The organism is Actinospica acidithermotolerans (genome assembly GCF_018139625.1).
GTDB classification, from domain to species: Bacteria; Actinomycetota; Actinomycetes; order Streptomycetales; family Catenulisporaceae; genus Actinospica; species Actinospica acidithermotolerans.
Map to the genome: position 1 here is coordinate 42,719 of NZ_JAGSOH010000039.1, position 12,032 is coordinate 54,750.

Annotated in this window: 9 protein-coding genes; 6 read left to right on the forward strand and 3 right to left on the reverse strand. The window is 72.7% G+C overall.

Annotation, left to right across the window (positions count from 1 at the left end; genetic code table 11):
- Positions 1-176 precede the first annotated feature (176 nt).
- On the reverse strand, positions 177-1,382 hold the full coding sequence (locus tag KDK95_RS15270) for a cysteine desulfurase-like protein (protein WP_212518822.1): 1,206 nt from the start codon (positions 1,380-1,382) through the stop codon (positions 177-179).
- A 307-nt stretch (positions 1,383-1,689) separates the two neighbouring features.
- Between KDK95_RS15270 and KDK95_RS15275 the strand changes: the two genes are divergently transcribed.
- The 4 genes from KDK95_RS15275 to treZ all read left to right on the forward strand — a co-directional run bounded on the left by KDK95_RS15275 (position 1,690) and on the right by treZ (position 8,474).
- A complete protein-coding gene (locus KDK95_RS15275; protein WP_212518823.1) occupies positions 1,690-2,349 on the forward strand; it encodes a LysE family transporter in 660 nt (219 codons plus the stop codon).
- A gap of 163 nt (positions 2,350-2,512) precedes the next feature.
- Positions 2,513-4,057, forward strand: coding sequence for a carbohydrate-binding protein (locus KDK95_RS15280; protein WP_212518824.1), 1,545 nt, complete (start codon positions 2,513-2,515; stop codon positions 4,055-4,057).
- 125 nt (positions 4,058-4,182) lie between these two features.
- Entirely contained in the window at positions 4,183-6,735 is a 2,553-nt protein-coding gene (gene treY, locus KDK95_RS15285; protein ID WP_212518825.1) for a malto-oligosyltrehalose synthase, read from the forward strand.
- Entirely contained in the window at positions 6,732-8,474 is a 1,743-nt protein-coding gene (gene treZ / locus KDK95_RS15290) for a malto-oligosyltrehalose trehalohydrolase (RefSeq protein WP_212518826.1), read from the forward strand. Before treY ends, treZ begins: the two co-directional genes overlap by 4 nt.
- Before the next feature lie 45 nt (positions 8,475-8,519).
- On the opposite strand, the gene KDK95_RS15295 is transcribed toward treZ, so the two are convergent.
- Positions 8,520-9,017 carry a DinB family protein gene (locus KDK95_RS15295; protein WP_212518827.1) on the reverse strand — a complete coding sequence of 166 codons (498 nt, stop codon included), beginning with the start codon at positions 9,015-9,017 and terminating at the stop codon, positions 8,520-8,522.
- Between the two features lie 73 nt (positions 9,018-9,090).
- Between KDK95_RS15295 and KDK95_RS15300 the strand changes: the two genes are divergently transcribed.
- On the forward strand, positions 9,091-10,047 hold the full coding sequence (locus KDK95_RS15300) for a D-2-hydroxyacid dehydrogenase family protein (protein WP_212518828.1): 957 nt from the start codon (positions 9,091-9,093) through the stop codon (positions 10,045-10,047).
- Positions 10,048-10,069: 22 nt separating this feature from the next.
- On the opposite strand, the gene KDK95_RS15305 is transcribed toward KDK95_RS15300, so the two are convergent.
- On the reverse strand, positions 10,070-10,849 hold the full coding sequence (locus KDK95_RS15305) for an SDR family oxidoreductase (protein ID WP_212518829.1): 780 nt from the start codon (positions 10,847-10,849) through the stop codon (positions 10,070-10,072).
- Positions 10,850-11,142: 293 nt separating this feature from the next.
- Here KDK95_RS15305 and imuA' point away from each other — a divergent pair, with 293 nt between their 5' ends.
- Positions 11,143-12,006, forward strand: a complete 864-nt coding sequence (imuA', locus tag KDK95_RS15310; RefSeq protein ID WP_212518830.1) for a DnaE2-dependent mutagenesis accessory factor ImuA' — start codon at positions 11,143-11,145, stop codon at positions 12,004-12,006.
- Positions 12,007-12,032 lie beyond the last annotated feature (26 nt).

Genomic DNA, 12,032 nt, shown 5'->3' on the forward strand with positions numbered 1-12,032 from the left:
GAGCCCCGCGTCCTAGGGCGTGTTTTGAAACTAGCGTCGGATCAGGCCGCGGCGTCTGACGCGTGCGCTCGCAAGGCGCCGGGTCGTCCGCATACTGGGCGTACGTGGGCGATCCGGCAACGCGGCGAGCGTGCGTGGCAGGCGTCGCGGACCCGGCGATAGTTTCAAAACACGCACTAGGAGCGGACGAACTTCGTCAGCGCGTTCAGCAGCCGCTCGACGTCCTCGGCGTCGTTGTACGGCGCCAGGCCGATGCGCAGGCCGCCGGAGTCGCCGAGCCCGAGATGACGCGAGGTCTCGATCGCGTAGAACGACCCTGACGGCGCGTGCACCTTGCTCTCCGCCAGGTACCGGTACGCATCGACCGTGCTGCGCCCGGAGATCGTGAGCAGCAGCGTCGGGGTACGGCGCTTCGCGCGCGAATAGACGTGCACGGCGTCGAGTTCCGCCAGGCCATCCTCGATCTGGCCACGCAGGCCGTTCTCGTGCTCCTCGATGGCGGCGTACGTCGACAGGAGCCGCTTCCTGCGCGATCCGGCGCTCGCCGGGCTCATCTCGGCGAGGAAGTCGACGGCCGCGCGCGCACCCGCGAGCAGTTCATAGGGCAGTGTGCCGAACTCGAACCGCTCGGGGACGGCGTTCGTCGAGGGCAGCAGCTTGTCCGGCCACACGGATTCGAGCAGCTGGGGCGCCGCGGCGAGCACGCCCACGTGCGGGCCGAGGAACTTGTACGACGAGCACACGTAGAAGTCCGCGCCGATCGCGGCGAGATCGACCATCGCGTGCGCGCTGTGGTGCACGCCGTCCACGTAGAGCAGCGCGCCCGCCTGGTGGACCAGTTCCGCGATCGGGGCGAGGTCCGGCTGCGTGCCGATCAGGTTCGACGCCGCGGTGATCGCGACCAGCCGCGTACGCTCCGACAGCGCCGCGTGCACGTCATCCGCCGTCAGCTCGCCGGTCTCGGGGTCGAAATCCACCCAGCGCACGACCGCGCCCACGCCTTCGGCCGCCTGAATCCACGGACGGACGTTCGCATCATGGTCCAGACGGGTGACGACCACCTCGTCGCCGGGCGTCCACGTCTTCGCGAGCGCGCGCGAGAAGTCGTACGTGAGCTGCGTGGCGCTGCGGCCGAAGACGATCCCGGCCGGATCGGTGCCGAGCAGGTCGGCCAGCGCGCGACGGCTCTCCCCGACGATCGCGTTCGCGTTGCGCTCGCCCGGCGTGCCGTCGCCGCGGTTGGACAGCGGGCTCGCGAGCGCGTTCGCGATGGAGTTGATCACCGGGAACGGCGTCTGCGTGCCGCCCGGCCCGTCGAAGTGCGCGACCCCCGAGGCCAGCGCGGGGAATTCGGCACGAAGGACGGCCACGTCGTAGGTCATGCGGGGGTACTACCCCCATCGTCGATCAGCGGAACGGGAGAGTGCTCGCCAGAACCACGCTCACCACAGTTCCGCCGACCAGAGTTCCGCCGTTGATGCTCAGCAGCGCGTTGCGCCGCTCCAGGTGCAGCGCGCGACGTCGGTTCAGAAGATCAAGTCCGAATATTGGGTTGCCGCGGCGGCGCCGTCCGCAGCACGATCGGCGCATGACCACGCATGCCGCCTTCCTGCCGTCGGACGCCGCCGCTCGCCTCGAGCGTGTCCGCCAGCAGCCGAGCCGACCGGGGAGTCCGAGCCTGCCGCGCACATGACGCCCGCGCTCCTCGCGGGGCTGCTCGCCGGGTACGGCATCGCCATTCCGGTCGGCGCGATCGGGACGTACCTGGTGGCCCTCACCGCGCGGACCTCGCTGCGCATCGGCGCGTGCGCCGCTCTCGGCGTGGCGACGGCCGACGGCGTCTACGCCCTGATCGCGCAGATCGGCGGATCCGCCCTCGCGCGCACCCTGGCGCCGGTGGTCGGCCCGCTGCGCTGGATCTCGGCCGCGGTGGTGGCGGCGCTCGCCGTGCGCATCGCCGTTTCAGCCTTCGCACAACGCAAGCGGTCCTCGACCGCCGCGGATGGGAACCCGGATGGGATTCTCGATGAGGGCACGAACGTAAAAACCCCGTACAGTCCGGTGCGCGCGTACCTCGGCCTGTGGGCCGTCACGATGATGAACCCGCTCACCCTGATCTACTTCGCGGCGCTCGTGCTCGGTATGCAGGGCAGGTCGGCTCCGGACCGTCTCGACCAGGCCGTTTTCGTGCTCGCCGCGTTCCTGGCCTCGGCGAGCTGGCAACTCCTGCTGGCCCTCGGCGGCGCCCTGCTCGGCCGCCTGCTGACCGGCGAGCGCGGCCGTTTCGCCACCGGGCTCGGTTCGAGCGCCGTGATCGCGTTTCTGGCCGTGCGGCTGCTGATTACGTAAACCTCCGCGAGCCTTGACGGGGCGCGGGCGGAAACGCATACTCCTGCGATAAGGCCTCCGTAAACGTTTACGGAGAGCACGACCAGCGAGGTCGCGCGAGGATGCGCCGCACCGCACGCGGCCTCGCGCGCTCGCTCCGCCCACCCCGGAGGAGAGCCTTCGCATGCCCTCGAAACCCTCACTCGCCACCCCGCCCCCGCCCGGCCGACGCGCCGTCAGCCGGGCCAGGCGCCGCGCCGTCATCGCCGTCATATCCGCCCTCGCCCCGGTCGCCGCACTGCTGACCGTGGTGAGCCTGCCCACCTCCGCCATGGCGACGACCGTGCCCTCGGCGCCGTCCGGCTACTCGACCGTGTACAGCGACAGCTTCAACGGAACGAGCGGCTCCGGCGTCGACTCGAGCTGGACCTATGACACGGGGACGGCCTACTCCGGTACCGGCTGCACCGCGAACTACGGCACCAGCGAAGTCGAGACCGACACGAGCTCGACGGCCAACGTGTCCGAGGACGGCTCCGGCCACCTCAACATCACCGCCGTGAAGTCCGGCAGCGGCTCGTGGACCTCGGGCCGGATCGAGACCACGGCCGACAACTACGAGGCCCCGGCCGGCGGCGAGATGGAGGTCACCGCCTCGATCAAGCAGCCGAACCCGAGCTCCGGCGTCGGCTACTGGCCGGCCTTCTGGATGCTCGGCGCGGGCTTCCGCTCCTCCGGCGCCGGAACCTCGGGCACCATGGACTGCTCGAACTGGCCGTACACCGGCGAGATCGACATCATGGAGGACGTCAACGCCCTGAGCGAGGTCGCGGGCACCCTGCACTGCGGCGTCGACCCCGGCGGCCCATGCAACGAGACCACCGGCCTGGGCAGCGGCCTGGTGTCCTGCTCCGGCTGCCAGACCGGCTACAACACGTACTCGGTGATCGTGAACCGGACCGACACCAGCAACGAGTCGATCACCTGGTACCTCAACGGCACCGCCTACAAGACGGTGACCGAGTCCCAGGTCGGGACCGCCGACTGGCAGGCAGCCGTCGACCACGGCTTCTTCATCATCCTGGACAACGCGATGGGCGGCGCCTTCCCCAACGCCGTGTGCGGCTGCACCTCGCCGTCCAGCAGCACCGCCTCCGGCGCGTCCATGAGCGTGGGCTACGTCGCGGTCTACGAGAAGTCCGGCTCCACCTCGACGGCCACCGCCTCGGCCTCCGCGAGCGCGTCGGCGACGGCGACCTCGACGGGCACGTCGACGGGCACCGCCTCGTGCCAGACCACCGCGACCTCCGACATCTCAGCCGACTGCTACGGCGCGTCCAACGGCACCATCACCGTGTCGAGCACCGGCGACACCGATCCCTCCGGAGTCGACTCCAACCAGGTCGCGCAGCTGTCCAACGGCGATTACCTGGAATACGAGAACGTCAGCTTCGGATCGACGGGATCCACCCAGTTCGACGCGCGAGTGGCGTCCGGAGCGGCGAGCGGGGTGAGCGGCGAGGTCGACGTGATCCTCGACAGCCCCTCGAACTCGCCGGTGGCCACCTTCGACGTCGCCAACACCGGAGGCTGGTCGACCTGGGAGACGATCCCGGCGAACATGTCCTCGGTCACCGGGACGCACAACGTGTACCTCAAGTTCGTCTCGGCCGCCTCCGGCAGCCCGGCGTTCGTGAGCCTGCACTACTTCGACTTCCCGACCAGCTGACATACCGTCTAGTGGAGCGACGGTCGCGCCCCTCTCCGCCCCGCCGCGGACCGGGGCGCGACCATGCCGCGGCGGTTCGCGGAGTGTTTCGGCGTGCAGGGCGGCCCAGCCCGGGTAAAGGTGGGATGCGACACGGCGCCCGCACCCGGCCGGGCGGCGCACGGGGACACGAGCAGGGAGAGCCGAAACTGGACACCGACAAGCCCGAGGGACGGCGGTACCGGGTACCCGGATCCACCTACCGCGTCCAGCTGTACGAGGGCATGACTTTCGACGACCTGTTAGCCCAGGTGGACTACCTCGACCGGCTCGGCATCACCCATGTGTACCTATCGCCGATCCTGCAGGCCACGGCCGGGTCGATGCACGGCTACGACGTGATCGACCACGACCGGATCGCCGACGGCCTCGGCGGCGAGGAGGGGCTGCGCCGGCTCGCCGCCGCGCTGCACGAGCGCGGCCTCGGCGCGATCGCCGACGTCGTGCCCAACCACATGGCCGTGCCGGTGCCGGAGCACGGCAACCGCGCGCTGTGGTCCGTGCTGCGCGAGGGCCCGGAGTCGCCGTTCGCCGCGTGGTTCGACGTGGACTGGTCCGCGCAGGACGGCGCGCTGCTGCTGCCCGTGCTCGGCCGCCGGATCGGGGAGTGCCTGCGCACCGGCGAGCTGCACGCGGACCGCTCGGACACGGCCGTCGCCGAGTTCGGCGGCCCGGTGCTGCGCTACTTCGGCCACGTCTTCCCGCTGCGGCCCGGCACCGAGGACCTGGAGCCGCCCGAGCTGCTGCGCGCGCAGTACTACCGGCCCGCGTACTGGCGGGTGGCGGCCGAGGAACCCGGCTACCGGCGCTTCTTCGACATCAGCAGCCTGATCGCCGTCCGGGTCGAGGACCCCGGCGTGCTGCACGCCACGCACCGGCTGCTGCTCGACCTCGTGAAGGACGGCACGCTCGACGGCCTGCGGATCGACCACCCGGACGGCCTCGCCGACCCGCGCGGCTACCTGAGCTTCCTCAACGGGGCCACCGGCGGCGCGTGGACCGTGGTCGAGAAGATCCTCGCGGCCGACGAGCAGCTGCCGGCCGACTGGATGTGCGCCGGCACCACCGGCTACGACGCGCAGCGGGCGATCGGCGCGCTGCTCACCGACCCCGTGGGCGCCGAGCGCCTCGTCGCGCTGTACGCGGGCCTGACCGGCTCGGCCCAGGAGTTCGGGCCGGTCGCGCGCCAGGCACGGCTCGACGTGCTCGACACCGTCCTGCACGCGGAGGTGGACCGCCTCGTCGAGGTGCTCGTGGCGATCTGCCACACCGAGCTCGAGCTGCGCGACCACACCCAGGCCGGACTGCGCGAGGCCGTCAACGCCCTGATCGCGAACCTCCGGGTCTACCGCGCGTACACGGTGCCCGGCGAGGCTCCGCCCGCCGAGTCCGTGCTGCGCGTCGAAGCCGCGGCGAAGGCGGCGGCCGCCACCCTCCCGGCCGAGCGCCTGGAGACCCTCAACCTCGTCCGCGACCTCGCGCTCGGCCGCGTCGGCCCGCGCGACGAACCGCGCGACGAGTTCCAGGTGCGCTTCCAGCAGACGTGCGCCGCGGTCATGGCCAAGGGCGTCGAGGACACGGCCTTCTACCGCTGGACCGCGCTGCCCGGCGCCTCCGACGTCGGCGGCGAGCCGACGGAGCCCGCGATGGGGCCGGCCCGCTTCCACGGCTTCTGCGCGCTGCGCCACTCCGAGTGGCCCGCGGCCATGACGACGCTCAGCACGCACGACTCCAAGCGGTCCGAGGACGTGCGCGCCCGCCTTTCCGTGCTCACCGAACTCCCGGACGAATGGGCCGCGGCCCTCGCCGGCTTCCAGGTCGCGGTCCGCGCGAGCGCCACACCGCCCGACGCGCCCGACCCCGCGGACGAATACCTGCTCTGGCAGACCCTCGTCGGCGCCTGGCCGATCGACGCCGACCGGCTGCAGAAGTACCTGCGCAAGGCCCTGCGCGAGGCGAAGGGCCGCACCTCCTGGAGCGCCCCCGACGAGGCGTACGAGGACCGTGTCCTCGACTTCGCCAAGGCCGCCCTCGACAGCGAGAAGGTCCGCGGCGAGCTCGACGCCTTCACCGACCGCATCGCCCCCTACGTCCGCAGCAATCTGCTGACGCAGAAGCTGGTCCAGCTGACGATGGCCGGCGTCCCGGACGTCTACCAGGCCACCGAATCGGAGTTCTGGGCGCTGACCGACCCGGACAACCGCCGGCCCGTCGACTTCGCCGCCCTCCGCGCGCTGCTCGACGAGGCCGATTCCGGCTCGCCGGCCGGATCGCTCTCCGCGCCCGCGACCAAGATCCGGCTGACCTCCCGCGCGCTGCGGCTGCGGCGGGAGCGGCCGGACTGGTTCGCGCCCGAAGCCGCGCAGACCCCGCTGTTCCCGATCGGCCTGGCCGCCGAGCACGCCATCGCGTTCCTGCGCGGCGAGCACGTCGCCGTCATCGGCACCCGGCTGTCCGTCGGCCTGGAGCGCGCGGGCGGCTGGGGCGACACGACGCTCTCGCTGCCGCCCGGCCACTGGCGCTGCCGGCTCACCGGCCGCGAATACGACGTCGACGGCCAGGCCGTCATCGGCGTTCCGCTGGGCGCGCTGACCGAGGAACTGCCCGTCGCGCTGCTCGTCCGCGAGGCCGCCGCATGACCGTGATCGAGGTCTGGGCTCCGAACGCGAAGCGGGTCGAACTCGACACCGGCGACGCCCTCGTCCCCCTGCACCCCACCGGCCGCTCCGGCTGGCACGCCGCGCAGATCCCGGCCGGAACGCGCTCGTACGCCTTCCGCCTGGACGGCGGCCCCCCGCGCCCGGACCCGCGCTCCCGCCGCCAGCCCGACGGCGTCCACGCCCCGAGCGCGCTCGACGACCCGGCGGCCTTCGCCTGGACCGACTCCGGCTGGCACGGACGGCCGTTGCCTGGAGCCGTTATCTACGAACTCCACATCGGCACGTTCACCGCCGAGGGAACCTTCGACGCGGCCGTCGAGCGGCTCGACCACCTGGTCGCGCTCGGCGTCGACTTCGTCGAGGTCATGCCGGTCGCGGCCTTCAACGGCGAGCGGGGCTGGGGCTACGACGGCGTGGCGCTGTGGGCCGTGCACGAGCCGTACGGCGGCCCGGAGGGGCTGCGCCGCTTCGTCGACGCCTGCCACGCCCGAGGCCTTGGCGTGCTTCTCGACGTCGTCTACAACCATCTCGGCCCGAGTGGAAACTACCTCGCCGAATTCGGCCCGTACTTCACCGACGCCCACCGGACGCCGTGGGGCTCGGCGGTGAACCTCGACGGCGCCGGCTCCGACGAGGTCCGCGCGTTCATCATCGACAACGCCTTGTTCTGGCTGCGCGAGAACCATCTCGACGGCCTGCGCCTCGACGCCGTCCACGCCCTCGCCGACAACCGCGCCCTGCACGTGCTCGAAGAGCTCTCGGCCGCGGTCGACTCGCTCGCCGCGAGCACCGGCCGCCAACTCCACCTCATCGCCGAGACCGACCGCAACGACGCCCGCACCGTCACCCCGCGAGCCGCCGGCGGCCTCGGCGTCCACGCCCAGTGGAGCGACGACTTCCACCACGCGCTGCACAGCGCGCTGACCGGGGAGCGCCAGGGCTACTACGTCGACTTCGGCGGGCTGGACGCCCTCGCCAAAACCCTGACGTCAGCCTTCTTCCACGACGGCACCTACTCGACGTTCCGGGGCCGGCACCACGGCCGCCCGGTCGACACCGGCCAGCTCGACGCCAGCCGCTTCGTCGTCTCCCTGCAGAACCACGACCAGGTCGGCAACCGCGCCCAGGGCGACCGCATCGGCGCGTCCCTCTCCGCGGGCCTGCGCAAGGTCGGCGCCGCGCTGCTGCTCACGTCGCCGTTCACCCCCCAGCTCTTCATGGGCGAGGAATGGAACGCCGGCACCCCGTGGCAGTACTTCACCTCCCACCCCGAACCCGAGCTCGCCGACGCCGTCCGCAAGGGCCGCCGCGCCGAGTTCGCCGCCTACGGCTGGCCGCCCGACCAGGTCCCCGACCCGCAGGACCCCGGGACCTTCGCCCACAGCACCCTCGACTGGACCGAGCCCGGCCGCGAGCCGCACGCCGGCCTGCTCGCCTGGTACCGCGCCCTGATCGCGCTGCGCAGAGCCGAACCCGACCTCACCGCACCCGGCTTCGCCACCGTCTCCGTGCACGTCGACGACCTCGCCCGCTGGATCCTCGTGCGCCGGGGAGCACTGCACGTGGCCGCCAACCTCGCGCCCGAGCCCCGTGAGGTCCCCGTCCCCGCGCCCTTCACCGTCGGCGAGATCCTGCTCGCCTCCGATCCCGGCGCCCGAGTCCACGGCCGGGGCACCAGCCTGACCCTCCCGGCCGAGTCCGCCGCCGTACTCCGCTAGGCCGACGGGCGCATACAAGGGCTGACTCGGTCCAGGGTGCGAACGTCAGTCGCCCGGCGCCAGTCCGGTCGCGCCGTCGAGCTGCTCGCGCAGGATGTCGGCATGGCCGGCGTGCCGGTTGGTCTCGTTGAGGATGTGGACCATGACGTTGAAGAGCTTCACGTCCGGCTGAGGCCACCACGGGACGTGGCCCGGAGCGTCGATGGGCAGCTCATCGATCCTCGCGTCGCAGAACTCCCATACGCGGTGGTGAAAGGCGAGGATGTCCTCGCGTGACTCGTGCTCGGCGGCCTCGTGCTCGCCGTGCCACGCGGCCTCGTCGTCCCAGCGCGGGACATCGGGGAACGGCCGGCCGAAGACCTCGCCGAAGTAGCGGGCGGCCGAGTACGACAGGTGCTTGACCAGGCCGAGCAGATTGTTTCCCGAGCCGGTCAGCGGCGTGCGGAGGTCCTCGTCGGAGAGGCCGTCGAGCTTCCAGAGCATGACCCCGCGAATCCAGCGCAGCTCCTCGTGCAGGTACTCTTTCGCGAATTCATCGATCACGAGCCCCAACCCTGCCAGTGCGCCTCGCTCTATGCCGCGTGATCCGCTCGGCGCGTCACACTAGAATCGCCGGATGAAGCTGCGCTGCGCCGTACTCGACGACTTCCAGGACGTCGCCACCACCGCCGCCGACTGGAGCCCGGTGCTGGACCACGTCGAGGTCACCGGCTTCACCAGGCACTTCGCCGACGAGGATGAGCTCGTGGCGGCCGTCTCCGGCTTCGACGTCATCATCACGCTCCGCGAGCGGGTGTCCTTCCCCGCCTCGCTGATCGCGCGCCTGCCGCGGCTGAGGCTGCTGATCGCCTCCGGGATGCGCAACTCAGTGATCGACTACGCGGCGGCCGCTGAGCACGGCGTGACCGTGTGCGGCACGGAGAGCGCGTCCACGCCGCCGGTAGAGCTCACCTGGGCGCTGCTGCTCGGCCTGGCCCGCAACCTGGTCGGCGAGAGCAGCGCGCTGCGCGCGGGCGGACCGTGGCAGTCCACGGTCGGGGCCGATCTGCACGGCAGCCGCCTCGGGCTGATCGGCCTCGGGAAGATCGGCAGCCGGATCGCCGCCGTCGGCGCGGCCTTCGGGATGGAGGTGGTGGCCTGGAGCCGGAACCTCACCGACGAGCGCGCCGCAGCCGCGGGCGCCAAGCGGGTCGAGAAGGCGCGACTGCTGGCCGAGAGCGACTTCGTCTCCGTCCACGTGGTGCTGAACGAGGGAACCAGGGGCCTGATCGGCGCCGCCGAGCTCGCCCTGATGAAGCCGAGCGCCTACCTGATCAACACCTCCCGGTCGGCCGTCGTCGACCAGGACGCCCTGCTCGCCGCCCTGCACGACGGCCGGATCGCCGGCGCCGGCATCGACGTCTTCGACACCGAGCCGCTGCCCGCCGACCACCCGATGCGCACGGCCCCCCGCCTGCTGGCCACGCCCCACCTCGGCTACGTGTCGCAGGCTAACTACCGCACCTACTACGGCCAGGCCGTCGAGGACATCCAGGCCTACCTGGCGGGCGCGCCGATCCGCCGCCTCGGCTGATCCCGCGTCGGCCGAGGCGCCGTCAGAAGGTCGTGGTGAGGCCGCCGTCGACGGCGAGGGTCTGCCCGGTGACGAACGACGCGGCGTCGCTGGCCAGGAAGACGACGGCTCCGGCGATCTCCGCCGGCCGCCCCCAGCGGCCGAGCGAGGTGCGCTGCCCGAGCCACGCGACCCAGTCCGGGTCCGCGGCGAGGTGCGCGTTGACGGCGGTGGCGAAGGGGCCGGGCGCCACCGCGTTGACCGTGATCCGGTGCGGTCCCAGGTCCGCCGCCAGGGCCCGGGTCATCCCGTCGACGCCCGCCTTGGCGGTCCCGTAGGCGATGTCGCCGCGCCGCCCCACCTGGCCGACGACCGAGGACACGTTGACGATCCGGCCCGGCACGCCGCGGTCGACGAGCCGCTGCGCGAAGCGGCGGGCCAGGGCGTACGCCGAGACGACGTGCACGCGCAGCATCGACTCGAGCTCGGACGGCCCGAGCTCCGCGGTCCCGCGCCGATCGCGGTTCCCGACGTTGTTGACGAGGATGTCGACCGGGCCGAGCCGGTCGAACGCCGCGTCGGCCGACGGCTGATCGGTCACGTCGAAGCAGGCCGTCGCCACCGCCAGCCCCTGCGCGCGCAGATCCTCCGCGGCCGTGTCCAGCGCCGCCTGATCGCGCCCGTTGAGCGTTACCGCGGCCCCGGCCGCGGCCAGCCCGCGCGCCATCTCCAGCCCGAGGCCGCGCACCGACCCGGTGACCAGCGCCGTGCGCCCGGTCAGGTCGAACGGACTCGGCTGCTTCGCCTCGAACGGTCCCGGCATCGTCCACCGCCTCCACGGAAACGAGTGTTTCAGTAGCTTCGAGCGTACGAGAGCCGCGTGTCCCGGAGGTTAAAGACGCCGCAACGAGACGGGCAAGGCGGGCGGGACCGGCACAAGATGGGCGGTGACCTGCGCTTCGCTGACCGGTGTGGGGTCCCTGGGGACAGTTTTCCCGATCACGGCCGGGCCGTCGTCGGGCGCCGGACCGAAGCGATCCCGGGACGCTGGGCTGAGACCCCGTCAGCTATCTCTAGCCTTTGACATGCCTGGCCGCGGCGGGCGATACTGGCATCGTGGCATTCGCTCAAGTGTTCGAAAGGGTCGCCGCGGATGCGGGCGGCGGCGCGGGCGGACGGCGCGCGGCGCTGGCCGCCGTCGGCGGGCTGACCTTGGGCGACGCGCCGCCGCGGACCTTCGAGCCGATCGCGGTCCCCGAGCCGCTGGCCCCGCTGCTGCCCGGCGGGATCCGCCGCGGCGAGGCGCTCGGGCTGCCGGGCGACGAGGCCGCCGGCCGGCAGCGGGGCCGGGGCCCGGCCGGGGCCGCGGCGGTCGACTACCTCACCCTCGCACTGCTGGCCGGGGCGCTGCGGCAGGGGCTGTGGTGCGCGGCGGTCGGGGTACGCGGGCTCGGCGGCGCGGCGCTGGCCGGGCTGCTCGGCGCCGAGGCGCTGCGCGCGGGCGCGCTGCAGCGGCTGCTGGTCGTGGCCGGGCCGGGGGAGCGCTGGGCCGAGATCGCGACGGTGCTGGCGGACGGCGTGGACCTGGTGCTGCTCGCCGCGCCCGACCCGGTCCCCGCGCAGCTGGCCCGCCGGGTGGACGCCCGGCTGCGGCAAGGGGCGGCCGACGAGTCCCGGCACCGCGCGGCCCTGCTGGTGCTCGGCGCGTGGCCCGGCGCCCGCACGGTGCTGCGGGTCCGCCGCCTCGGCTGGACCGGCTTCGACGCGGGCACCGGCCACCTCGTCGCAGGCCAGGCCGTGATCGACGCCGAGGACCGGGCCAGGCGGCGGCACACCGTCCAGGTGCTGCTGCCCGGCGGCCTCGGCCCCGAGGCCCCGCTCTCCGTCCGCGCCCCCGCCGACCTGGACCGGAACCAGGACCGGGACCGGGGCCGGGATTGGAGGGAGCGCCCGGCGGGCCGCCTCACCGCGGTGGCCTGACCCGCCGCCCCAGGGCCGAACGAACC

Coding starts and splice junctions, on each gene's coding strand:
- KDK95_RS15300 (WP_212518828.1), top strand. CDS start 9,091: ATGAAGCTGCGCTGCGCCGTACTCGACGACTTCCAGGACGTCGCCACC.
- treY (WP_212518825.1), top strand. CDS start 4,183: ATGCGACACGGCGCCCGCACCCGGCCGGGCGGCGCACGGGGACACGAG.
- treZ (WP_212518826.1), top strand. CDS start 6,732: ATGACCGTGATCGAGGTCTGGGCTCCGAACGCGAAGCGGGTCGAACTC.
- KDK95_RS15305 (WP_212518829.1), bottom strand. CDS start 10,849: ATGCCGGGACCGTTCGAGGCGAAGCAGCCGAGTCCGTTCGACCTGACC.
- KDK95_RS15275 (WP_212518823.1), top strand. CDS start 1,690: ATGACGCCCGCGCTCCTCGCGGGGCTGCTCGCCGGGTACGGCATCGCC.
- KDK95_RS15270 (WP_212518822.1), bottom strand. CDS start 1,382: ATGACCTACGACGTGGCCGTCCTTCGTGCCGAATTCCCCGCGCTGGCC.
- KDK95_RS15280 (WP_212518824.1), top strand. CDS start 2,513: ATGCCCTCGAAACCCTCACTCGCCACCCCGCCCCCGCCCGGCCGACGC.